This is a genomic window from Enterobacter chuandaensis (assembly GCF_039718975.1).
Taxonomy (GTDB): domain Bacteria; phylum Pseudomonadota; class Gammaproteobacteria; order Enterobacterales; family Enterobacteriaceae; genus Enterobacter; species Enterobacter chuandaensis.
On the sequence record NZ_CP097173.1, the window covers coordinates 4,540,009 to 4,563,565 of the forward strand.

Genomic DNA, 23,557 nt, shown 5'->3' on the forward strand with positions numbered 1-23,557 from the left:
ATCTCCCATGTCTGAAATGACCCCACGCGAAATTGTCAGCGAACTGAACAAACATATCATCGGCCAGGATAACGCCAAGCGTTCCGTGGCTATCGCCCTGCGTAACCGTTGGCGCCGCATGCAGCTCGACGAAGAGCTGCGCCACGAAGTCACACCGAAAAACATTCTGATGATCGGCCCGACCGGCGTTGGTAAAACCGAAATCGCTCGTCGCCTGGCGAAGCTGGCGAACGCGCCGTTCATCAAAGTGGAAGCCACCAAGTTCACCGAAGTGGGCTATGTGGGTAAAGAAGTGGACTCCATCATCCGCGATCTGACCGACTCGGCGATCAAGATGGTGCGCGTCCAGGCGATTGAGAAAAACCGCTACCGCGCGGAAGAAATGGCGGAAGAGCGCATTCTCGACGTGCTGATCCCACCGGCAAAAAACAACTGGGGGCAGGCTGAACAGCAGGCTGAGCCTTCAGCCGCGCGTCAGGCGTTCCGCAAAAAACTGCGTGAAGGCCAGCTGGACGACAAAGAGATTGAGATCGACCTCGCGGCTGCGCCGATGGGTGTGGAAATCATGGCGCCTCCGGGCATGGAAGAGATGACCAGCCAGCTGCAGTCCATGTTCCAGAACCTGGGCGGTCAGAAACAGAAAGCGCGTAAGCTGAAAATCAAAGACGCGATGAAGCTGCTGATTGAAGAAGAAGCGGCGAAGCTGGTGAACCCGGAAGAGCTGAAGCAGGACGCCATCGACGCGGTTGAGCAGCACGGTATCGTATTTATCGATGAAATCGACAAAATTTGTAAGCGCGGCGGCAACAGCTCCGGCCCGGACGTGTCCCGCGAAGGCGTTCAGCGCGACCTGCTGCCGCTGGTTGAAGGCTGCACCGTCTCTACCAAGCACGGTATGGTGAAAACGGACCACATTCTGTTTATCGCTTCAGGGGCGTTCCAGGTTGCCAGCCCGTCAGATCTGATCCCGGAACTGCAGGGTCGTCTGCCAATCCGCGTTGAGCTGCAGGCGCTGACCACCGAAGATTTCGAACGTATCCTGACCGAGCCAAACGCCTCTGCCACCGTGCAGTACAAAGCGCTGATGGCGACCGAAGGCGTGAACCTCGAGTTCACCGAAGACGGTATCAAACGTATCGCCCAGGCCGCATGGCAGGTCAACGAAACCACCGAGAACATCGGTGCGCGTCGTCTGCATACCGTGCTGGAACGCCTGGTGGAAGATATCTCTTATGATGCGAGCGACCTCAACGGTCAAACCATTACCATTGACGCAGATTATGTGAGCAAACATCTGGATGCGTTAGTGGCAGATGAAGATCTGAGCCGTTTTATCCTATAATCGCGGTTATTGCATTCTCATCACTGTTAATGGGGGCTAAGGCCCCCATTTTTATTGGCTAAATTACTATGACTGATATCAGCCGTACTCAGGCGTGGCTCGAAAGTCTGCGCCCTAAAACGCTTCCTCTGGCCTTTGCCGCGATTATCGTCGGCACCGCCCTTGCCTGGTGGCAGGGTTATTTTGATCCGCTGGTCGCCGCGCTGGCATTGATTACTGCCGGCCTGCTGCAAATTCTCTCCAATCTTGCTAACGACTACGGCGATGCGGTGAAAGGCAGCGATAAGCCCGATCGTATCGGGCCGCTGCGCGGGATGCAGAAAGGGGTGATTACCCAGGCACAGATGAAACGCGCGCTGATTATCACCGTGGTGCTGATTTGCTTATCCGGCCTGGCGCTGGTGACGGTCGCCTCGAAAACCACCAGCGATTTCATTGGCTTCCTGGTGCTGGGCCTGCTCGCCATTATCGCGGCGATTACATACACCGTTGGCACGCGGCCTTACGGGTATATTGGCCTCGGTGATATCTCCGTGCTGGTGTTCTTCGGCTGGCTGAGCGTGATGGGAAGCTGGTACCTGCAGGCGCATACCGTTATCCCTGCCCTGTTCCTGCCCGCCACCGCCTGCGGCCTGCTGGCGACGGCGGTGCTCAATATTAACAACCTGCGCGACATCGACAGCGATCGTGAGAACGGTAAAAACACGCTGGCGGTACGTCTGGGGCCGGTCAATGCGCGCCGCTATCATGCCTGCCTGCTCATCGGCGCGCTGGTGTGTCTGGCGCTGTTTAACCTGATCTCCTTGCAGAGTTTGTGGGGCTGGCTGTTTGTCCTTGCCGCACCGCTGCTGATTAAGCAGGCCCGCTTTGTGATGCGTGAACTCAGCCCATCCGCCATGCCGCCGATGCTTGAACGTACGGTAAAAGGCGCGTTGCTGACTAACCTGTTGTTCGTCATCGGGATTGTCTTAAGCCAGACGCTGCGTTAACTGACAAATATCAATTAACAATTGATGATTTTGCCAACAACGCATTTCGCACGATATACTGAACACATTCGCAGCAACTGAGCGTTAAACCTATGAAATACGATACCTCCGAGCTATGTGACATCTATCAGGAAGATGTCAACGTCGTTGAACCGCTGTTCTCCAACTTTGGTGGACGGTCGTCGTTTGGCGGACAAATCATCACGGTGAAATGTTTCGAGGATAACGGGTTGCTGTACGATCTGCTCGAACAGAACGGCCGTGGCCGCGTTCTGGTGGTCGACGGCGGCGGTTCCGTGCGTCGCGCATTGATTGACGCGGAACTGGCCGGAATTGCCGCCCAGAACGAGTGGGAAGGCATTGTGGTATACGGCTCCGTGCGCCAGGTAGACGATCTCGAAGACCTGGATATCGGAATTCAGGCCATCGCGGCCATTCCGGTAGGCGCTGCGGGTGACGGCATCGGCGAAAGCGACGTGCGCGTTAATTTCGGCGGCGTGACCTTCTTCTCCGGAGATCATCTCTACGCTGATAATACCGGCATTATCCTGTCCGAAGATGCGCTGGATATCGAGTAGCAAGACAGTCAGCGTGAACCATAAAAAAACCGCCATCAGCAATGTGGCGGTTTTTTTGTCCCTCGGGATTCGCGGTCCGTTGGGAAGTCTTGCAACCTTTAACCAGGATTTTTATCTTACCCTGGTTCAAACCTCAGGTAACCCCATCGACCCTTTATAAATTCCTAATTATCTGTGAGGACCTTAACTATGCAGCTATTGCTCATTATGATGCTGCTGCGTCCCTTTCCGCCATCTCGCAAATGGGCATCGGTCCAGGGAAAGGTATATTCACAACCGTATAGCAACCTTTAACCGGGCTTGTGTCCACCGACTTATCACCGGTGGTGAACGGTGGAGCGGTTAGCTGCAGGGACCGCATAATGAAACGCTATTTATGTATCGCGTTCATTGTCGCCAGCGTACTCGTGGTAAAGAGCGATGAACCGAGTGGATTTGTTGCTTTTGTTATGACAGCGCAGGACAAGTAGCGTTAAGGCCGCCTTTGGCGGCCTTTTTTATGGTTGTCGCCGACTGACATCAAACCATAAAAAAAGCCGGGTGGCGGCTTCGCCTTACCCGGCCTGTTCAGTTCATCCCAATGGGAATTAAACCTCTTCCATACGTCCCAGCAGCGCCTGCAGGCGATCCTGCCAGCCGTTCTGCTGTTCGCGCAGCTGGTTGTTTTCGCGCTCCAGTTCTTCACGGCCGTGCTGAGCGTTCTGAACTTCCTGCGCCAGGCTGTTGTTCTTCTCTTTCAGCTCTTCAATTTCCATCTGCAGCAGCGTGATGGTGTCAATCGCCTGCTGTACTTTCGATTCCAGTTTCTCAAACACTTCTAAAGACATGATCCTACCTCTCCTGAATTGCAAGGCGACGCTTTAACGTAAACGCGCACAACATATGTTCCGATTGTATGGAGCCCTGCCGCGCCTGTCCAGCGGCATGCCACGCAGATCGCGGTTTGCAACACTTTTCGGCCTCGTCCTGGTGCGTTCGCGGCATATACCTCTAAGTTGTTAACTCATTCGTTAAAGAAATGATTCAGCTCACGGTTCGTAACTGACGTAAAAACGCGCTTTATGGCGCGAAAACGCTCATTTTATTGACGCAGACCACACATTTTGATTTCGATATTTCTCGTTTTTGCTCGTTAACGATAAATTAACACTATGTCTACAGGACATCGTGGCTGTCACGGGCGGCCACGCTAACAACAAACATCAATTTCTTCAGGATTCCGATTATGAGTCAGACATCAACCTTAAAAGGCCAGTGCATTGCCGAGTTCCTTGGTACCGGGTTGTTGATATTCTTCGGAGTGGGTTGTGTCGCTGCACTAAAAGTGGCGGGTGCCAGTTTTGGTCAGTGGGAAATCAGTATCATCTGGGGTCTGGGCGTGGCGATGGCTATCTACCTGACTGCAGGGGTCTCTGGTGCACATCTTAACCCGGCGGTGACAATCGCACTGTGGCTGTTCGCGTGCTTCGACGGACGCAAAGTTGTTCCTTTCATTATTTCTCAATTTGCCGGCGCGTTTTGCGCAGCGGCGTTAGTTTACGGGCTTTATTACAATCTTTTCATCGACTTCGAACAGACGCATCATATGGTTCGCGGCAGCGTCGAAAGTCTGGATCTGGCAGGCATCTTCTCAACCTACCCTAACCCGCATATCAATTTTGTGCAGGCGTTCGCAGTTGAAATGGTGATTACCGCTATTCTGATGGGCGTTATCCTGGCGCTGACCGACGACGGAAACGGCATTCCGCGCGGCCCGCTGGCACCCCTTCTGATTGGCCTGCTGATTGCGGTGATTGGCGCATCCATGGGCCCGCTGACCGGCTTCGCGATGAACCCGGCGCGTGATATCGGACCCAAAGCGTTTGCCTTTATCGCAGGCTGGGGCGACGTGGCCTTCACCGGCGGCAAAGACATTCCTTACTTCCTGGTTCCGCTGTTTGCGCCGGTTGTCGGGGCTGCGCTGGGCGCATTTAGCTACCGCAAATTAATTGGTCGCCACTTACCGTGCGACACCTGTGTGGACGAGGAGAAGGAGACGACTTCTACCACACAACAAAAAGCTTCGCTGTAATCTGACTACGGGACACATACCATGACCGAAAAAAAATATATTGTTGCGCTCGACCAGGGCACTACCAGCTCCCGCGCTGTCGTAATGGATCATGACGCGAACATTGTCAGCGTGTCTCAACGTGAATTTGAGCAAATTTATCCCCGTCCAGGCTGGGTAGAACACGACCCGATGGAGATCTGGGCGTCACAAAGCTCCACGCTGGTCGAAGTGCTGGCGAAAGCCGACATCAGCTCCGACGAGATTGCCGCGATTGGTATTACCAACCAGCGTGAAACCACGGTGGTGTGGGAACGCGAAACCGGTAAGCCTATTTACAACGCCATCGTCTGGCAGTGCCGCCGTACTTCAGAGATCTGCGAACAGCTTAAGCGCGACGGAATGGAAGAGTACGTGCGTAGCGCCACCGGCCTGGTGGTTGACCCGTACTTCTCCGGCACCAAAGTGAAGTGGATCCTCGACCACGTGGAAGGTTCACGCGAGCGTGCAAAACGCGGCGAGCTGCTGTTCGGGACCGTCGACACATGGCTTATCTGGAAGATGACCCAGGGACGCGTTCACGTTACCGACTACACCAACGCCTCGCGTACCATGCTGTTCAACATCAATACCCTGGAGTGGGATGACAAGATGCTGGACGCGCTGGACATTCCGCGCGCGATGCTGCCTGAAGTGCGTAAGTCTTCAGAAGTGTACGGCCAGACCAACATCGGCGGTAAAGGCGGCACCCGTATTCCTATCGCCGGTATTGCCGGTGACCAGCAGGCGGCACTGTTCGGCCAGCTGTGCGTCAAGGAAGGGATGGCGAAGAACACCTACGGTACCGGCTGCTTTATGCTGATGAACACTGGCGAGAAAGCGGTGAAATCAGAAAACGGTCTGCTGACGACCATCGCCTGCGGCCCGCGCGGTGAAGTGAACTATGCGCTGGAAGGTGCGGTGTTCATGGCGGGTGCATCCATCCAGTGGCTGCGCGACGAGATGAAGCTTATCAGCGATGCGTTCGACTCCGAGTACTTCGCCACCAAAGTGAAGGATACCAACGGCGTGTACGTGGTACCTGCGTTTACCGGTCTGGGCGCACCATACTGGGATCCGTATGCCCGCGGCGCGATTTTCGGTCTGACGCGTGGTGTGAATTCTAACCACATTATTCGCGCCACCCTGGAATCTATCGCCTACCAGACGCGCGACGTACTGGAAGCGATGCAGGCTGACTCCGGCATCCGTCTGCACGCCCTGCGCGTGGACGGCGGCGCGGTGGCTAACAACTTCCTGATGCAGTTCCAGTCCGACATTCTGGGCACCCGCGTTGAGCGCCCTGAAGTGCGTGAAGTGACGGCGCTGGGCGCGGCGTACCTTGCCGGTCTGGCGGTTGGCTTCTGGCAGAACCTGGACGAGCTGCAGGAAAAAGCGGTCATCGAGCGCGAATTCCGCCCGGGCATCGAAACCACCGAGCGTAACTTCCGCTACAGCGGCTGGAAGAAAGCGGTGAAACGCGCCCTGGCGTGGGAAGAGCACGAAGAGTAAGACAAAACACTCACCCCTCACCCCGGCCCTCTCCCCAAAGGGGAGAGGGTTAGGGTGAGGGGCTCCGACCGCACCGGTCCCTCCCCCCTCCCCACTCTGTGATAAACTTCGTGCAATTCCTTTTGACTGTACGAGTCCCTCATGAAACGTGAACTTGCTATCGAGTTTTCCCGCGTCACCGAAGCGGCCGCCCTCGCAGGCTATAAATGGCTGGGTCGTGGCGACAAAAATACCGCAGACGGCGCGGCCGTCCATGCCATGCGCATTGTGCTTAACCAGGTCAACATCGACGGCACCATCGTCATCGGCGAAGGCGAGATCGACGAAGCGCCAATGCTCTACATCGGTGAAAAAGTCGGTACCGGCAAAGGCGATGCCGTGGATATCGCGGTGGACCCGATCGAAGGTACCCGCATGACGGCGATGGGCCAGGCCAACGCGCTGGCGGTGCTGGCCGTGGGCGATAAAGGCTGCTTCCTCAACGCGCCGGATATGTATATGGAAAAGCTGATAGTCGGTCCTGGTGCGAAAGGTGCAATCGACCTCAGCCTGCCGCTGGATGCTAATCTGCGCAATATCGCGGCGGCGCTGGGTAAACCGCTCAACGAACTCACTGTGACTATTCTGGCAAAACCGCGCCACGACGCCACCATCGCGTACCTGCAGGCACTCGGCGTGCGCGTGTTTGCTATCCCTGATGGTGACGTTGCCGCCTCCATTCTGACATGCATGCCGGACAGCGAAGTCGACGTGCTTTACGGTATCGGCGGCGCGCCGGAAGGCGTGGTCTCTGCGGCGGTGATCCGCGCCCTGGACGGCGATATGCAGGCGCGCCTGCTGCCGCGTCATGAGGTGAAAGGTGACAGCGACGAGAACCGTCGTATCGGTGAGGACGAGCTGGCACGCTGCGCAGCGATGGGCATCGAAGCCAATAAAGTGCTGGCGCTGAACGACATGGCGCGCAGCGATAACGTGGTCTTCTCCGCAACCGGCATCACCAAAGGCGACCTACTGGACGGCATCACCCGCAAGGGCAACATGGCGACCACTGAAACCCTGCTGATCCGCGGTAAATCGCGCACCATTCGCCGCATTCAGTCTATCCACTATCTCGACCGCAAAGACCAGAATGTGCAGACGCACATTCTGTAAAACCGTTTGACCGATAGAGCTTTCCGGCCCGAAGGGGCTGGAAATGTTTCCCACAAGTACGGAAGATAGAACAGAGAAACAGCACAGGAGAAGATCATGGCGGACTGGGTAACAGGTAAAGTCACAAAGATAGAATTCTGGACCGATGCGCTATTTAGTCTCACCCTGCATGCTCCCGTGCACCCGTTTAAGGCCGGGCAATTTGCCAAGCTGGGGCTGGATGTCGACGGCGAGCGCGTGCAGCGCGCCTATTCTTACGTTAACGCGCCGGATAACCCGGACCTCGAGTACTATCTGGTCACCGTCCCGGACGGCAAGTTGAGCCCGCGTCTTGCCGCCCTTAAGCCCGGCGACGATGTGCAAATTGTGAGTGAAGCGGCAGGTTTCTTTGTGCTCGAAGAGATCCCGGATTGCGATACCCTCTGGATGCTGGCGACCGGCACGGCCATCGGCCCGTATCTCTCTATCTTGCAGTACGGTAAGGATCTGGAGCGCTTTAAAAACATCGTGCTGGTTCACGCCGCGCGCTATGCCGCAGATTTAAGCTATCTCCCGCAGATGCAGGCGCTGGAACAGCAGTACGGCGGAAAGTTAAAGATTCAGACGGTAGTCAGCCGCGAAACCGTAGCAGGAACGCTTACCGGTCGCGTACCGGCGTTAATTGAGAGTGGCGCACTGGAAGAAGCGGTGGGCTTACCGATGACAGCCGAGACCAGCCACGTCATGCTGTGCGGTAACCCGCAGATGGTCCGAGACACGCAGCAGCTTCTGAAGGATACCCGGCAGATGACGAAACATCTTCGCCGCCGACCGGGCCATATGACCGCCGAACACTACTGGTGATCAGCGGTATTTCACCTCGACGGTGTCTTTACCGTATTTGTTTTCGCTCTGGGTGCCGATAAACGCGCCCAGATCGACAATCATCATCACGAAGATGACCGACGGCAGCAGCCTGCCCACGACCCACGGCAGGATGGACGGCAACATCGACCAGTTCCCTGCCACCAGCATCCACGCCAGTACGATCAGAAATGCCCACGCGCCGGAACGTCCGCGATCGTGCAGGCGCTTCACCACGACAGCCGCCGTTGGCCATAGCAGGCAAACCAGCGCGAAGGCCGCCGTTTGCGTGCTCAGCCAGGCGTTGTAAGCAACGAAAAACAGAAGCAGCATGGCGACGACCCACGTTACCATCCATACCCAGAAATCACGGCGTCCAATACGCCCTTTGAATGAAAACAGCCACTGCTGTATGGTCATGTAAGGTTCCTTATTATCATTTAGCCCGCATTTTACCCTGGAGTTGTGACCTTTTGACAAGCCGACCAGATATCGTTTTAATCATGAGCACTTACGGCCAGGGGCAATGTTGATGAAAAGTTCGGCACACTCTCTTTTCCTGTGTTTAGCGATGCTCGGCGCGGGTTTTCCGCTGCACGCCGCCGACACCGCGGCCCCCACCACCGCGCCGTATTTGCTGGCGGGCGCGCCGTCCTTCGATCAATCCATCAGCCAGTTCCGTGAAGCCTTCAATCAGGCCAACCCAACGCTGCCGCTGGATGAATTTCGCGCCATTGATAGCTCCCGCGATGCCCCTACACTGACCCGTGCTGCGAGCAAGATTAACGAGAATTTGTATGCCTCCACGGCGCTCGAACGCGGTACGTTAAAAATCAAAAGCATGCAGATCACCTGGCTACCGATTCAGGGGCCAGAGCAGAAAGCCGCTAAATCGAAGGCGCTTGATTACATGAGCGCGGTGCTGCAGGCATTTACGCCTGCGCTGACGAAAAAGCAGAGCCAGCAAAAGCTGCAAAAACTGCTGGCCGCCGGTAAAAACAAGCGGTACTACGCCACGACCGAAGGCGCGATCCGCTATGTGGTGGCGGATAACGGCGAAAAAGGACTGACCTTCGCTGTTGAACCGATTAAGCTGGCACTATCTGACACCCTTGGCGGGGCGAATTAATGACAAAAAGCAAAGCCTTTCAGGGGAAAATCTCTATACTGATTCACAGACCATGCTGCCCGACAGGGCGGCCATATTCCTTAATTCGCTTATTTAGCGTGGAGAATTGAAATGCGACATCCTTTAGTGATGGGTAACTGGAAACTGAACGGCAGCCGCCACATGGTAAACGAACTGGTTGCGAACCTGCGTAAAGAGCTGGCTGGCGTGACCGGCTGCGCGGTTGCTATCGCTCCGCCGGATATGTACCTGGATCTGGCTAAACGTGCCGCTGACGGCAGCCACATCGTGCTGGGCGCGCAGAACGTTGACGTTAACCTGTCTGGCGCGTTCACCGGTGAAACTTCCGCTGAAATGCTGAAAGATATCGGCGCGAAATACATCATCATCGGCCACTCCGAGCGTCGCACCTACCACAAAGAATCTGACGAGTTCATCGCGAAGAAATTCGCCGTGCTGAAAGAGCAGGGTCTGATCCCGGTTCTGTGCATCGGTGAAACCGAAGCGGAAAACGAAGCGGGCAAAACCGAAGAAGTGTGCGCACGTCAGATCGACGCCGTGCTGAAAACGCAGGGCGCGGCAGCGTTCGAAGGCGCGGTTATCGCTTACGAGCCAGTCTGGGCGATCGGTACCGGCAAATCTGCTACCCCTGCGCAGGCTCAGGCGGTGCACAAATTCATCCGTGACCACATTGCTAAAGCTGACGCGAAAGTGGCTGAGCAAGTGATCATCCAGTACGGCGGCTCCGTAAACGCGTCCAACGCTGCTGAGCTGTTCACCCAGCCAGACATCGATGGCGCGCTGGTTGGCGGTGCATCCCTGAAAGCTGACGCTTTCGCGGTGATCGTTAAAGCGGCAGAAGCGGCTAAACAGTCGTAATGGCCTTTGTGGCGGGTGGCGCTTGCGCTTACCCGCCGCTACAAACGACCTAATACACTAAACCACAGATAATCCAGCGGCAGCAGCACCAGATACGTCGCTATCGCCAGCGCCAGACAGAGCAGCATCCCCGCCTTCGCAGGCACTTTCCCTAACCCCATCGCTACCACAATCGGCGACGCCTGATACGGCAGCAGCGGCGTGGAATAGCCCAGCACCTGAATCATAATCACCGACAGCAGCGGGAAACCGGTCGCGTCCGAGAAGCTCTGCGCCAGCGTGGTATACAGCGCCGGAACGCCGTTGGCGGTCATAATGAAGTTGAGCGCCGTGGTGATGCCGGTCAGGGCCAGGAAACTGGTTAACGGTTTGTCCGCATCCAGCGGCATAATGCGCAGCAGCGCCTCGCCCACGGCCGTCCCGATACCCGTTTGCGTCACGACGATCGCCAGCCCAAGAATGCCCGCGACGTAGATACAGGTGCGCATGTTCACCCCGGCAGAAAATTCGTCCCCGGTAATGAAACCCACGCGCGGCAGCATGACGATGATCGACGCCGCCAGCCCCGTCCACGCGGGCCCTACGCCGTGCCAGCTCTCCGTCACCCACATCACTAACACCACCGCCAGCAGCCAGGCAAGACGCTTTTCGTCCCGCCCCATGGGTTCAGACGGCATGAGTTCCTTCGGCGGTTTTGGGCTACCGGGAAATAGCCAGCAGATGAGGCCAATCAAAATCAGGCCTTTGAGAATACCGAGCACCGGCGTGTGCAGCAGCAGATACGGAACATAGTTCAGATGAATGCCGTACGAGCCTTCTGCCGCGCCGCTCATCACCAGGTTGGGCACATTAGCGGGCAGAATAGTGGCCGAGAGCTGGAAGGTGCCGAACCCGACGGCCAGCGCAAGTCCGAACCAGGCGCGGGAGCCGTCGGCGATACCGGCGCGCTTTGCCATCGCCGCGACAATGGGCATCAGCAGCGCAATACGCCCCATGTTCGACGGCATCACAAACGCCAGCGCGTAGCTGAGCAATACCACGCTCGCCACCATCATCACCCAGGAGTCGGTGAGCTTTGCCGACAGCGCCCGGGCGGCCCTGTCCGCCAGGCCGGTTTTACGGATCGCCACGCCGAGCACAAAGCCGCTGAAGACCAGCCAGAAAGCCGACGAGGCAAAACCACCAAAAATCACCTCTGGCGGGGCGATTCTGGCAGCCATTGCCGCCGTGAAGAACAGCAGCGCGGTGATAAATTCCGGCAACAGCGACGTCGCCCACAGCACGATGGTGACGCCCACAATCAATGAAGGCAGCAGCAGAGGATGCGTTAACCAGAGCGACATACCTGTCTCCTGTAGAATTTTTCAGCAAGTCTACGGTGACAGGCAGCCCGAGTAAACGCGATTTATGGTGGGGTTACTTCAGGATAGCGCATTGATGATCCTGCAATTGTTCTGCTGACGCGCGGTTAAGCGTGAGCAGGTTACGCTCGGTCGCCAGCAAAACAAACGAACCATCCGACTGCTGGGCCATGGCCAGCGCGAAACGTCCCATATGGTCGCGCGCTTCCGGCAACTCTTCCGCCAGCATCATAAACGGACTGCGCTGGACCAGCTCATTTTCCGTCACCCGACGGGCAAGATACTCATGCCCTTCCAGCCCGCCCGGGAACGGTAGCCACTGGGTGCTGATTTCTCCCTGCGCCGCGTTGAGCTTCTCGCGTACATCCGGGCGCAGGCAGGAGATATGGATATGGAAATGGTTCTGCGTGCGGCCTGTCGGTGAGTTAATCGTCAGCGAAATGGCGCTGTCCGGGACCTCGGAGCCGCGCTTCAGGGTCATAAAGCTGCGCGACTGCCACGCCAGCCAGAAGAAGTTCGGCGTGTGAGACTCGGTCAGGAGCGGGCTTTCAGTGCCGTTGATGCGATACGTTGGCATCAGCAGATACTGCAGCGGCCCGTTGCGGTCCTTAAATACCACATAGCCCGCGTCAGGCTTCACCTGCGCGCAGGGTGCCGGGTTACGATGTTGCTGCTGGTTAGGCAGACACTGGTCGAGAACGATATGACGCAATGCATTCGGATTACCCGCTTTTATCCAGTACACGCCGCCTGCGGCCAGGGCGATGACAATCAGGATCAATAAGATAATTTTTTTCACAACGCGTTCCCTGTTTTTAATAGAGGCAAAAGAGTAACGCAAAATGATGACCAAATAAAAAACCCGGTGGATTTCTCACACCGGGTTGCCGTGTCGTTTGCTAACCTTTAGCGCTGGCTAATCTGGTCGAAGGTGCCGCCATTAGAGAAGTGCTCTTTCTGCGCTTTCGTCCAGCCGCCGAACACATCATCGATGGTGAAGAGCTTCAGTTTCGGGAATTCGCTATCGTATTTCTTCGCGACAGCCGCATCGCGTGGACGATAGAAGTTCTTCGCGGCGATTTCCTGGCCCTCCGGCGAGTAGAGATACTTCAGGTAGGCTTCCGCCACCGCTTTGGTTCCTTTCTTATCAACGACCTTATCGACCACGGAAACGGTCGGCTCGGCGAGGATGGATTCGCTCGGAGTCACGATCTCAAACTTGTCTTTACCCAGTTCGTTGGTCGCCAGCAGGGCTTCGTTTTCCCAGGCAATCAGCACATCGCCAATTCCGCGCTCGACGAAGGTGTTGGTTGCGCCACGCGCGCCGGAGTCCAGCACTTCAACATTTTTGTAGAGGGATTTGACGAACTCCTGTGCTTTCGCCTGATCGCCGTTGTTGTGGTGCAGCGCGTAGCCCCAGGCTGCCAGGTAGTTCCAGCGTGCGCCGCCGGAGCTTTTCGGGTTCGGGGTAATCACAGAAACGCCCGGTTTGATCAGGTCGTTCCAGTCCTTAATCTGTTTCGGGTTGCCTTTACGCACCAGGAAAACGATGGTCGAGGTGTATGGCGCAGAGTTGTCCGGCAGGCGTTTGATCCAGTTTTTGTCGATACGGCCACGCTCGGCGATAGCGTCGACATCGTAGGCCAGCGCCAGCGTAACCACATCGGCTTCAATACCGTTGATGACGGACGTCGCCTGCTTACCGGAGCCACCGTGCGACTGACGAACCACCACGTTATCGCCGGTTTCCTGCTTCCAGTGGGCCGCAAACGCTTTGTTGTACTGCTCGTACAGCTCACGCGTCGGGTCGTACGACACGTTCAGTAACTGGATGTCCTTTGCCAGAACGCTGGTCGATGCCAGCAATAATGTTAACCCCACGCCCCATTTATTCATCGCCCAGCTCTCTTGTGTAGTGTTTTGATGAATGCAGCGTGCCAGAAAGAGAACCAATGATTAAAGAATAAAAAAAGATTGGCTATAACGTGCAGGAATAAAAAGGGGGGTTATGCGCACAAAAAAAGCCCGGTGGCGCTTCGCTTACCGGGCCTACGGATCGTGTTTTTGTAGGCCGGGTAAGGCGAAGCCGCCACCCGGCACGATACCAACGCCGATCAGTACAGTTTTTTCGCGCAGTCCAGCCAGTCACCTTTGAACGGACGCTTCATGTTTTCAATCGCGTCGATGATGTCATGGTGTACCAGCTGTTCGTTCTGAATACCGACGCAACGGCCGCCGTGACCCTGCAGCAGCAGCTCGATAGCGTACGCGCCCATACGGGAGGCCAGGATACGGTCGTACGGGCCCGGGGAACCGCCGCGCTGGATGTGACCCAGTACGGTCGCACGGGTTTCGCGTTTGGTTTCAGTTTCGATGTACTTCGCCAGCTCGTCAACGTCACAGATGTGCTCGGTGATCGCCACAATCGCGTGTTTCTTACCCTTCGCGATACCGGCTTTGATTTCAGCAACCAGATCTTCGCGGCTGAACTCCACTTCAGGAACCACCACGAACTCACAGCCACCGGCGATAGCCGCCGCCAGGGTCAGGTCACCGCAGTAACGGCCCATCACTTCAACGATAGAGATACGCTGGTGAGAAGAAGAGGTGTCACGCAGGCGGTCAATGGCTTCCACAACGGTGCCCAGCGCGGTGAAGTAACCGATGGTGTAGTCAGTGCCTTTGATGTCGTTGTCGATGGTGCCCGGCAGGCCGATGCACGGGAAGCCCATTTCGGTCAGACGTTTTGCACCCATGTACGAGCCGTCACCGCCGATGACCACCAGCGCGTCCAGGCCACGTTTTTTCATGTTCTCAATAGCCACTTCACGGATGTGTTCATCACGGAATTCCGGGAAGCGCGCAGACCCAAGGAAGGTACCGCCACGGTTGATCATGTCAGACACGCTGTAACGGTCGAGCTGAACCATACGGTCTTCGTACAGACCCAGGTAACCATCATAGATACCAAAAACTTCCAGACCTTCCGTCAGCGCTGCACGGACAACCCCACGAATTGCCGCGTTCATGCCCGGCGCATCACCGCCGCTTGTCAACACACCGATTTTCTTAATCATGACTACCTCTGAACTTAGGAATGCAAAATTGAAATCTGTTGCCGGAAGAAACTTATCGACCAACGAATACTGCAAATAGTATATCAATCCCTTCTGGCTGAATTGATTCAGGTCAGACCAAATGGCGGTAATTTATACACAAAATGCTGGTCTGGCTCACTTTTTTACAACGAATTACGAAAGCCCAATATGTCCGGGTACAACCGAGCAGGGATCCTGGTGAATGATGACGTCGGAACCAGGAAAACGCTGCAAAATCGCCTGCTCGACCTGCTCAGCAATCACGTGAGCCTGTACCAGTGGCAGGTTGTCTTCCATTTCAATGTGAATCTGAATAAAGCGGGTCGGCCCTGACTGCCGCGTTCGAAGATCGTGTGCACCGCTGACGCCGGGCCAGGAGGTCACGATAGAAAAAATTTCATTGCGTTCTGAGTCCGGGAGGGCGCGATCGAGCAGTGACTGCACCGCTTCATACCCCATCCGTAAGGCGCTATATAAAATATAGATACCAATCCCTAACGCAAACAACGCATCGGCCCGATGCCAGCCATACCAGGCCAGACCGAGCGCAATAAGAATAGCCCCATTCATCATAACATCAGATTGATAATGAAGCATATCCGCCCGTACGGCCTGGCTTTGCGTTTTGCGAACCACCCAGCGCTGGAACGTTACCAGAACAAGTGTGCTTATAAGTGCAATAACCGTGACGACCACGCCAACGCCGGGATTGTTCATCGGCGAAGGCGAAATAAGGTGCTGAATACCAGTCAAAAACAGGAACAGCGCGGAGCCAGAAATGAACATACTTTGCGCCAGCGCTGCGAGCGACTCCGCTTTGCCGTGACCAAACGTATGCTCTTCATCCGCCGGTTGCAGCGAGTAGCGCACCACCAGCAGGTTGGTCAGCGAGGCGGCAATATCCACCAGTGAATCCACCAGCGCCGCCAGAATACTGACCGAGCCGGTATACCACCAGGCAAAGATTTTAATCAGCAGCAGGCCAGTGGCCATGACGGTCGCCGCAATGGCGGCCCGGCTTACCAGCCTTCCATAGGATTGATTCATAAACGCTCCTGTCATGTCATGCCGCTAGTATAACGGAAGCATGGGGAGGCAAAGGATGAATAAACGGTTAACGAATCAGAATGCGGGACAAAAAAAAACCCCACATCATGTGGGGGAAGACAGGGATGGTGTCTATGGCAAGGAAAACAGGGTTTACTGGTTACTACGGGTACTGCTATTGCTACTGAAAAAAGTCGTTTCTGAGCTTCGCTGCATCCGTGCAACCTCACGCAGCTGGTCCATACGCTGCTGATGTCTGGCATTCAAAACCGCTTGCTGCTCGGGCGTTAGCAGGTGGAACATCTGGTTGCGGACCTTCGCCATCTCTACCTGGCGGGCAACCTGTTCCTGTGCCATTTTTTCGGCCTGAGCGCGCACAGCGCTTTCGTCAAAATTTTCTGCGGTGACAAGGCGATGCATTGTCTCCATTTCGCTAACATTAACAGGGGGCTGGTCGTGTCGTGCCCTCTGCATCAGATCTCGCATCTGTTGACGCTGATGTTCGGTTAAACTTATGCCGTCAAACATATGGCTTTGGCTGCTGTGCTGCGTTGCGCCCTCTTGCGAGGAACCGTTATCGCCGATGATAGCTACAGCAGCCTGGCTAAACGCACTGAACGCCAGCGTTGAGGCCATGACGGCAGCGGTAACTTTGCGCATCACTTGCTCCCAAAATCTTTCGTGTCGCGATTCAACGAGAGACAGTCTACGATTCAGGCTGCAAACATGCGTCAGGGGGTGTAAAACAACGTAAAGTCATGGATTAGATAGCCTTGATGTCGTAATTTCTGCCTCGGAGGTATTTAAACAATGAATAAAATCCTGTTAGTTGATGATGACCGAGAGCTCACATCCCTTTTAAAGGAGTTGCTCGACATGGAAGGTTTCAACGTCCTGGTTGCCCATGATGGCGAGCAGGCGCTGAGTCTCCTTGACGACAGCATCGATCTACTTTTGCTCGACGTAATGATGCCAAAGAAAAACGGTATTGATACGCTGAAAGAGCTTCGCCAGACACACCAGACCCCCGTTATCATGCTGACCGCTCGCGGCAGCGAACTTGACCGCGTTCTCGGCCTTGAGCTGGGTGCGGATGACTATTTACCGAAGCCGTTCAACGACCGTGAACTGGTGGCCCGTATTCGCGCGATCCTGCGTCGTTCCCACTGGAGCGAGCAGCAGCAGAATACCGACAACAGCTCACCAACGCTGGAAGTGGACTCCCTGAGCCTGAACCCGGGCCGTCAGGAAGCGAGCTTTGACGGCCAGACGCTGGAACTGACCGGCACCGAGTTCACCCTGCTGTATCTGCTGGCGCAGCATCTCGGCCAGGTCGTTTCGCGTGAACATTTAAGCCAGGAAGTGCTGGGCAAACGTCTTACCCCGTTTGACCGCGCCATCGACATGCACATCTCTAACCTGCGCCGTAAGCTGCCGGAGCGTAAAGACGGTCACCCATGGTTTAAAACCCTGCGTGGACGCGGTTATCTGATGGTTTCCGCTTCATGATAGGCAGCTTAACCGCCCGCATCTTCGCCATCTTCTGGCTAACGCTGGCACTGGTTTTAATGCTCGTTTTGATGTTGCCAAAACTCGACTCACGCCAGATGACGGAGCTGCTCGACAGTGAGCAACGTCAGGGCGTGATGATCGAGCAGCACGTGGAAGCGGAGCTGGCAAACGATCCGCCGAACGATTTAATGTGGTGGCGCAGGCTGTTTCGCGCTATCGACAAGTGGGCGCCGCCCGGACAACGCCTGCTGCTGGTGACCAGCGAAGGCCGCGTGATTGGGGCCGATCGCAATGAAATGCAGATTATCCGCAACTTTATTGGCCAGGCGGATAACGCCGATCACCCACAGAAGAAGAAATATGGTCGGGTAGAGATGGTCGGTCCTTTCTCGGTACGGGATGGGGAAGATAATTACCAGCTCTATCTGATTCGCCCTGCGAGCAGTTCCCAGTCCGACTTCATCAACCTGCTGTTTGACCGTCCGCTTCTGCTGCTGATTGTCACGATGCTGGTCAGTTCCCCGCTGCTGTTATGGCTGGCGTGGAGCCTGGCGAAACCAGCGCGTAAGCTGAAGAATGCCGCCGATGAAGTGGCGCAGGGTAATTTGCGACAACACCCGGAACTGGAAGCTGGACCGCAGGAGTTCCTTGCCGCAGGGACGAGTTTTAACCAGATGGTGAGCGCGCTGGATCGGATGATGACTGCCCAGCAACGCCTGCTGTCGGACATCTCCCACGAACTGCGCACTCCGCTCACGCGCTTGCAGCTGGGCACCGCCCTGCTGCGTCGCCGCAGCGGGGAAAGCAAAGAGCTGGAGCGTATTGAAACGGAAGCGCACCGTCTGGACAGCATGATTAACGATCTGCTGGTGATGTCGCGCAATCAGCAGAAAAACGCGCTGGTGAGCGAAACGGTGAAAGCCAATCACCTGTGGCACGAGGTGCTGGACAACGCGGCGTTCGAAGCGGAACAGATGGGTAAATCGTTCACCGTCAACTTCCCGCCGGGCCCGTGGCCGCTGTACGGTAACCCCAACACGCTGGAAAGCGCGCTGGAGAATATCGTGCGTAACGCCCTGCGCTACTCGCATACGAAGATTGAGGTGGCATTCTCGGTGGATAAAGACGGGATCACCGTCATTGTCGATGACGACGGCCCGGGCGTGAGTCCGGAAGACCGCGAGCAGATTTTCCGTCCGTTCTACCGTACCGACGAAGCGCGCGATCGCGAGTCTGGCGGCACGGGGCTGGGTCTGGCGATTGTTGAAACCGCCATGCAGCAGCACCGTGGCTGGGTGAAAGCCGACGACAGCCCGCTGGGTGGACTACGGTTAACGCTGTGGCTGCCGTTGTATAAGCGTTCGTAACCCTTCCTTACCCCTCACCCTAACCCTCTCCCCATAGGGGAGAGGGGACGGCTCGGTGCAGTCTTTTCACCCTCGCCCCTTTGGGGAGAGGGCCGGGGTGCGGGGAAGTTACTTCCCCCACAATCGCCGCGAATTATCCTCGATTTTGCCGCTTAAACGCCGCTTCTGCATCGTTCTGGTCCAGCTTGTCGATAACCCCGCCGCAGACAGCAGGCGGTGATACTGCTCGTCGTCAAACGGCATATGCCAGGCAATGGCGCAGGCGTCATAAACAGAGACATCGCTCAGGCGCGACGCCAGCTCAAGCGGCGCGTCCGCTGACACCTGTCCTGCCAGCACCACGCGGTACAGCCAGCCGGTTTTACCCGCGTTTTGCATCTGAGCCGACATGTCATGAATGCCGAAATGGTAGTTAAGCTTGAAGCACGGCGAGCGCGGCTGGGTTACCTGAATCAGGGCATCGCCCCAGCGGTAGATATCACCGATAAACACGTTCTTTTCGATGAGCCCTTCGGTGGAAAGATTCTCGCCAAACGCGGGGGCAACGAAGAGTTCCGCCTGCTCAGGAAACTCGGCTTTCCAGTGCTGATAGTGCTCGCGAGGATAGTGGCACAGCGCGCGCTCGGGCCCGCCGTGGATTTTCTTTTCGGCCTGCTGGTCACCCGCCAGCCCAAGGTCGGTTAACGTCAGCTCCCCGTCGACCTGAATTTTAGCGATGGCGCTCGGTCGGCTGCCGTCGTACTCCCTTACCTTGCCTGTAAACACATTCACCGGGTAATGCATCTCTACTCCTTCAGATACAAAAAAAGCGAGTCATCAGACTCGCTTCTCACAGGCGTCAATGCAACCTTATTTTTTAGCGGCGAAACGCGCTGCTGCTTCGTCCCAGTTCACCACATCCCAGAACGCTTTGATGTAGTCAGGGCGACGGTTTTGGAACTTCAGGTAGTAAGCGTGTTCCCACACGTCCAGACCCAGGATTGGGAAACCGGATGCGCCAGAGATCGCTTCACCCATCAGCGGGGAGTCCTGGTTAGCGGTAGAAACGACCGCCAGCTTTTCGCCTTTCAGAACCAGCCACGCCCAGCCAGAGCCGAAACGGGTTGCAGCGGCTTTTTCGAATTCCGCTTTGAAGTTGTCAACAGAACCGAAGTCACGCTCGATAGCCGCTTTCAGGTCGCCCTGCAGGGTGGTGCCGGTTTTCAGGCCTTTCCAGAACAGGCTGTGGTTAGCGTGACCGCCCGCGTTGTTACGCAGCACGGTTTTCTTATCTGCTGGCAGCTGGTCCAGTTTGGTGATCAGCTCTTCAACAGGCAGGTTAGCGAACTCTGGCAGGCTTTCCAGCGCGGCGTTCGCGTTGTTCACATAGGTCTGGTGGTGTTTAGTGTGATGGATTTCCATCGTCTGCTTGTCGAAATGCGGTTCCAGTGCGTCGTAGGCATACGGCAGGGATGGCAGTGTATAACTCATAATCCTCTCCATTATTGTCGGGCGGCACAGCTGTTAATGCCGCGTAAGCAGTTGGTTCATTATAGTTAATTAAATGATATTGAAAATGATTATCAATGCCGTAGTTTTTATAAGGTTATTAGGATTCTGATAAATGATAAAATTGTGAGTCTGCTCACCCGCTTAACGTGCTGATTGCCATCCTGAACAAAAGTGCGGCAACCTTCTGAAGGTTCCTGAACCGCCTAATTTTTACACTCATCAAGTCGGGGGGAAGCCTCCGGCTATAAAAACGATGAGGACGTAAAAATGAATCATGCGATTACGATGGGTATCTTCTGGCATTTAATAGGCGCAGCCAGTGCAGCCTGTTTCTATGCCCCGTTCAAAAAGGTGAAAGGCTGGTCATGGGAAACCATGTGGTCCGTTGGCGGTACCGTCTCCTGGCTGATTTTGCCGTGGACAATCAGCGCCATGCTGCTGCCCGATTTCTGGGGCTACTTCTCCTCCTTCAACGCCTCCACCCTGCTGCCGGTATTCCTGTTCGGCGCGATGTGGGGCATCGGCAATATCAACTACGGCCTGACCATGCGCTATCTCGGCATGTCGATGGGTATTGGTATCGCGATTGGCATTACGCTGATCGTCGGCACCCTGATGACGCCAATCCTCAACGGCAACTTCGACGTGCTGATCAACACCCGGGGCGGGCGAATGACGCTGCTGGGCGTGCTGGTGGCGGTGATCGGCGTGGGGATCGTCACCCGCGCAGGCCAGCTAAAAGAGCGCAAGATGGGCATCAAAGCCGAGGACTTTAATCTGAAGAAAGGGCTGCTGCTGGCAGTGATGTGCGGCATCTTCTCGGCGGGCATGTCGTTCGCGATGAACGCTGCAAAACCCATGCACGACGCCGCTGCGGCGCTGGGCGTCGACCCGCTGTATGTTGCCCTGCCAAGCTACGTGGTGATCATGGGCGGCGGCGCGCTGGTTAACCTCGGCTTCTGCTTCATTCGTCTGGCAAAAGTGAAAGATTTGTCGGTAAAAGCCGATTTCTCACTGGCAAAATCCTTGATCATCACCAATGTGCTGTTGTCGATGCTAGGTGGCCTGATGTGGTATCTGCAATTCTTTTTCTACGCCTGGGGCCACGCCAGCATTCCGCCGCAGTATGACTATATGAGCTGGATGCTGCACATGAGCTTCTACGTGCTGTGCGGCGGGCTGGTTGGGTTGGTGCTGAAGGAGTGGAACAATGCCGGGCGCCGTCCGGTTGGCGTATTGAGCCTGGGCTGCGTGGTGATTATCATTGCGGCCAATATCGTCGGCCTCGGCATGGCGAACTGATTACGCTGCTTTTCGACTGCGATGACGCCACTGAACCGGCGTCATCGCCACCTCGCGGTTAAACACCACCGAAAAGTAGTTACTGTCCTCAAAGCCGCAGCGCATCGCCACTTCACTTACCATCAGCTCCGTGTGCTGTAACAGATACTGGGCGTGGCAGATGCGCAGCTGGCGCAGATACTGGTTTACCGTCATCCCCGTTTGAGTGCGGAACTGCTGGCGCAGCGCGCGCTCGCTGCACTGCTCCTGCTCGCAGAATTTCTCCAGCACAAAGCTTTTATTCAGGCTGCCCGCAAGCCGGGCGATCAGCTTATCCAGCAGCGCTTCCTGCGTGGTGGCGGAGGGATTATCCGTGGCGTAACGATGACGTTTGAGGGTCATAACCAGCTGGGCGAAAAGCAGCTCCGACATCTGGTTTGCCACCGGATCGCTCTTCTGGCTCTCCTGCTCCAGCTGGGAAATGGTCTGGCGCACCTGAGCCATACCACTGCTGCTTAAACGCCAGTGCGGTTCGCCTCTGGTACCAGGAAAGCCCGAGATGTTGCCCGCCCAGTCGACATTCAGCTTGAGCCTGTCAGGGCAGTAGATGACGTTCTGCAACACCAGATCGTTAACCGAGGCGTAGGAGTGCTTGTCTTCAGCACGAATGTAAAACAGGTCTCCACGCGTGATGCGGTAGGGCCGGTCGTTGAGGATGTGTAAGCCATTGCCGCGCCACACCAGCACCAGCTCGCAGAACTCGTGGGTATGCTCGGCAAAGACATTTTGCGGGTAACGGTCGGCCACCGCGACGGCCTGACTCGCGGAGGAAAAAAAATCATCTTTGCGAAGAATTAACTGAGCGGCCACACCACAACCTCTACGGCGGATAACCGGACATTATTAGCTTTTTTGCGGCCTGAAAACGGTGATTGCCCTCGCGTTACTGAAGCAACGCGTCCTTGCCCTGACGGATATCGCGCGGCGACCAGCTAAACTCCCGGCGAAACAGCGTCGAAAAGTGGTTACTGTCGCCGAAACCGCAGCGATAGGCGATATCCGTAACGCTTTCGTCGGTATGCCGTAAAAGGTGTCGCGCTTTGATCAGACGCAGACGATTGAGGTAACGTTGCGGCGTGAGCCCGGTATGCTGCTTGAGCTGACGATGCAGCGTGCGCAGCGAGAGCGAAAAGTCGTCCGCCAGCGTTTCCCAGCAGACATCTTCAGCGAAATGATCTTCCAGCCAGGCCATCAGCTGATTCAGACGCGCGTCGTTATTTTTCAGCCCTTCCACCAGGCTGCTGCGGCGCAGCAGTACCAGCAGCTGCATAAACAGCAGCTCGCGGGTGGCAATAGCGTGCGTCTCCTGCCCGTCCTCGCTCTGCTCCATCTGGCTCACCAGCTGACGCACCTGCTGCAACGTGGATTGATTCACCCGCCAGTGCGACGGGTAGTGGCCGTCCTTCTCCTGCGGCAACAGCTGATTCAGCCCGGAGAGAAACTGGAACGCATCCGGGGAACGATAGAGCACATTGGTCAGACACAGGTTGTCGGTATGTTCATACAGGTGCCTGTCGTGATCGCGCACGAAGCACACCGTACCGCCGCTGATGGTATACGGCTGACCGTTAAACACGTGGATGCCCGTTCCGTGCTCAACAATCACAATTTCATGAAAATCATGATGATGCTCCGGGAACGCAGCCTGAGGAAGCCGTGGCTCAATCGCGACCGGAGAAGCTCCCGAAGGAAAAAAATCGACGCTGTGCAGTACGGTCATAACGGCCCCCACCAATGAGAAAAGTTCTCAAAATAGTAATTAAGGCCTTCCACGCTCACCTTAAATTTTTGACAGCAAACCGCGCAAAATCTGTCGGTTTTTCAAGA

The 23,557-nt window shown here is 56.0% G+C and carries 24 protein-coding genes; 12 read left to right on the forward strand and 12 right to left on the reverse strand.

The window, feature by feature from the left end; genetic code table 11:
- Window positions 1-7 precede the first annotated feature (7 nt).
- The 3 genes from hslU (at window position 8) to rraA (ending at window position 2,909) form a co-directional block, all read left to right on the forward strand.
- Entirely contained in the window at window positions 8-1,342 is a 1,335-nt protein-coding gene (gene hslU, locus MX657_RS21795) for an HslU--HslV peptidase ATPase subunit (RefSeq protein ID WP_028014840.1), read from the forward strand.
- Between the two features lie 68 nt (window positions 1,343-1,410).
- On the forward strand, window positions 1,411-2,331 hold the full coding sequence (gene menA / locus MX657_RS21800; protein WP_119916912.1) for a 1,4-dihydroxy-2-naphthoate polyprenyltransferase: 921 nt from the start codon (window positions 1,411-1,413) through the stop codon (window positions 2,329-2,331).
- A 92-nt stretch (window positions 2,332-2,423) separates the two neighbouring features.
- Entirely contained in the window at window positions 2,424-2,909 is a 486-nt protein-coding gene (gene rraA, locus MX657_RS21805; RefSeq protein WP_048210859.1) for a ribonuclease E activity regulator RraA, read from the forward strand.
- Window positions 2,910-3,496: 587 nt separating this feature from the next.
- Here the strand turns inward: rraA and zapB are convergent.
- Window positions 3,497-3,736 carry a septal ring assembly protein ZapB gene (zapB, locus tag MX657_RS21810; protein ID WP_010436935.1) on the reverse strand — a complete coding sequence of 80 codons (240 nt, stop codon included), beginning with the start codon at window positions 3,734-3,736 and terminating at the stop codon, window positions 3,497-3,499.
- A gap of 398 nt (window positions 3,737-4,134) precedes the next feature.
- On the opposite strand from zapB, the gene MX657_RS21815 reads away from it, so the two are divergent.
- From MX657_RS21815 to fpr, 4 genes are all read left to right on the forward strand, one after another.
- Complete coding sequence (locus MX657_RS21815) at window positions 4,135-4,980, forward strand: MIP/aquaporin family protein (protein WP_080330325.1); 846 nt, start codon at window positions 4,135-4,137, stop codon at window positions 4,978-4,980.
- Window positions 4,981-5,001: 21 nt separating this feature from the next.
- The gene (glpK, locus tag MX657_RS21820) at window positions 5,002-6,510 is read left to right on the forward strand and encodes a glycerol kinase GlpK (protein WP_062936027.1); all 1,509 of its coding nucleotides are present in this window, start codon (window positions 5,002-5,004) and stop codon (window positions 6,508-6,510) included.
- A 141-nt stretch (window positions 6,511-6,651) separates the two neighbouring features.
- Window positions 6,652-7,662 (forward strand): class II fructose-bisphosphatase, encoded by a 1,011-nt coding sequence (glpX, locus tag MX657_RS21825; protein ID WP_346806784.1) that lies wholly within the window; start codon window positions 6,652-6,654, stop codon window positions 7,660-7,662.
- A gap of 96 nt (window positions 7,663-7,758) precedes the next feature.
- Window positions 7,759-8,505 (forward strand): ferredoxin--NADP(+) reductase, encoded by a 747-nt coding sequence (gene fpr / locus MX657_RS21830; protein ID WP_346806786.1) that lies wholly within the window; start codon window positions 7,759-7,761, stop codon window positions 8,503-8,505.
- Here the strand turns inward: fpr and MX657_RS21835 are convergent, their stop codons facing one another.
- The gene (locus MX657_RS21835) at window positions 8,506-8,925 is read right to left on the reverse strand and encodes a DUF805 domain-containing protein (protein ID WP_119916913.1); all 420 of its coding nucleotides are present in this window, start codon (window positions 8,923-8,925) and stop codon (window positions 8,506-8,508) included.
- 112 nt (window positions 8,926-9,037) lie between these two features.
- Between MX657_RS21835 and MX657_RS21840 the strand changes: the two genes are divergently transcribed.
- Window positions 9,038-9,634, forward strand: coding sequence for a DUF1454 family protein (locus tag MX657_RS21840; RefSeq protein ID WP_080330321.1), 597 nt, complete (start codon window positions 9,038-9,040; stop codon window positions 9,632-9,634).
- A gap of 111 nt (window positions 9,635-9,745) precedes the next feature.
- Complete coding sequence (tpiA, locus tag MX657_RS21845; RefSeq protein ID WP_119916915.1) at window positions 9,746-10,513, forward strand: triose-phosphate isomerase; 768 nt, start codon at window positions 9,746-9,748, stop codon at window positions 10,511-10,513.
- Between the two features lie 38 nt (window positions 10,514-10,551).
- On the opposite strand, the gene MX657_RS21850 is transcribed toward tpiA, so the two are convergent.
- The 6 genes from MX657_RS21850 to cpxP all read right to left on the reverse strand — a co-directional run bounded on the left by MX657_RS21850 (window position 10,552) and on the right by cpxP (window position 16,679).
- Window positions 10,552-11,856 (reverse strand): SLC13 family permease, encoded by a 1,305-nt coding sequence (locus MX657_RS21850; RefSeq protein ID WP_346806788.1) that lies wholly within the window; start codon window positions 11,854-11,856, stop codon window positions 10,552-10,554.
- A gap of 73 nt (window positions 11,857-11,929) precedes the next feature.
- Window positions 11,930-12,673 carry a CDP-diacylglycerol diphosphatase gene (locus tag MX657_RS21855; protein WP_119916917.1) on the reverse strand — a complete coding sequence of 248 codons (744 nt, stop codon included), beginning with the start codon at window positions 12,671-12,673 and terminating at the stop codon, window positions 11,930-11,932.
- Window positions 12,674-12,780: 107 nt separating this feature from the next.
- Window positions 12,781-13,770, reverse strand: a complete 990-nt coding sequence (locus MX657_RS21860; protein WP_080330317.1) for a sulfate ABC transporter substrate-binding protein — start codon at window positions 13,768-13,770, stop codon at window positions 12,781-12,783.
- Window positions 13,771-13,988: 218 nt separating this feature from the next.
- Window positions 13,989-14,951 carry a 6-phosphofructokinase gene (gene pfkA, locus MX657_RS21865; protein ID WP_028014852.1) on the reverse strand — a complete coding sequence of 321 codons (963 nt, stop codon included), beginning with the start codon at window positions 14,949-14,951 and terminating at the stop codon, window positions 13,989-13,991.
- A 174-nt stretch (window positions 14,952-15,125) separates the two neighbouring features.
- Window positions 15,126-16,019: a CDF family cation-efflux transporter FieF gene (gene fieF / locus MX657_RS21870; protein ID WP_119916918.1), complete on the reverse strand. Its 894-nt coding sequence runs from the start codon at window positions 16,017-16,019 to the stop codon at window positions 15,126-15,128.
- Between the two features lie 153 nt (window positions 16,020-16,172).
- Window positions 16,173-16,679 carry a cell-envelope stress modulator CpxP gene (gene cpxP / locus MX657_RS21875; RefSeq protein WP_080330314.1) on the reverse strand — a complete coding sequence of 169 codons (507 nt, stop codon included), beginning with the start codon at window positions 16,677-16,679 and terminating at the stop codon, window positions 16,173-16,175.
- Window positions 16,680-16,829: 150 nt separating this feature from the next.
- On the opposite strand from cpxP, the gene cpxR reads away from it, so the two are divergent.
- Both cpxR and cpxA read left to right on the forward strand, forming a co-directional pair.
- Window positions 16,830-17,528: an envelope stress response regulator transcription factor CpxR gene (gene cpxR / locus MX657_RS21880; RefSeq protein WP_006179159.1), complete on the forward strand. Its 699-nt coding sequence runs from the start codon at window positions 16,830-16,832 to the stop codon at window positions 17,526-17,528.
- Window positions 17,525-18,898, forward strand: a complete 1,374-nt coding sequence (gene cpxA / locus MX657_RS21885) for an envelope stress sensor histidine kinase CpxA (RefSeq protein ID WP_014885717.1) — start codon at window positions 17,525-17,527, stop codon at window positions 18,896-18,898. Before cpxR ends, cpxA begins: the two co-directional genes overlap by 4 nt.
- A gap of 108 nt (window positions 18,899-19,006) precedes the next feature.
- Here the strand turns inward: cpxA and yiiM are convergent, their stop codons facing one another.
- Together yiiM and sodA are read right to left on the reverse strand one after the other, a co-directional pair.
- The gene (yiiM, locus tag MX657_RS21890) at window positions 19,007-19,681 is read right to left on the reverse strand and encodes a 6-hydroxyaminopurine reductase (protein ID WP_346806793.1); all 675 of its coding nucleotides are present in this window, start codon (window positions 19,679-19,681) and stop codon (window positions 19,007-19,009) included.
- Between the two features lie 66 nt (window positions 19,682-19,747).
- Window positions 19,748-20,368 carry a superoxide dismutase [Mn] gene (gene sodA, locus MX657_RS21895; RefSeq protein ID WP_346806795.1) on the reverse strand — a complete coding sequence of 207 codons (621 nt, stop codon included), beginning with the start codon at window positions 20,366-20,368 and terminating at the stop codon, window positions 19,748-19,750.
- Between the two features lie 288 nt (window positions 20,369-20,656).
- On the opposite strand from sodA, the gene rhaT reads away from it, so the two are divergent.
- A complete protein-coding gene (rhaT, locus tag MX657_RS21900; protein ID WP_119916920.1) occupies window positions 20,657-21,691 on the forward strand; it encodes an L-rhamnose/proton symporter RhaT in 1,035 nt (344 codons plus the stop codon).
- On the opposite strand, the gene rhaR is transcribed toward rhaT, so the two are convergent.
- Window positions 21,692-22,540 carry an HTH-type transcriptional activator RhaR gene (gene rhaR, locus MX657_RS21905; RefSeq protein ID WP_119916921.1) on the reverse strand — a complete coding sequence of 283 codons (849 nt, stop codon included), beginning with the start codon at window positions 22,538-22,540 and terminating at the stop codon, window positions 21,692-21,694.
- 73 nt (window positions 22,541-22,613) lie between these two features.
- The gene (rhaS, locus tag MX657_RS21910) at window positions 22,614-23,450 is read right to left on the reverse strand and encodes an HTH-type transcriptional activator RhaS (protein ID WP_080330310.1); all 837 of its coding nucleotides are present in this window, start codon (window positions 23,448-23,450) and stop codon (window positions 22,614-22,616) included.
- Between the last annotated feature and the right edge of the window lie 107 nt (window positions 23,451-23,557).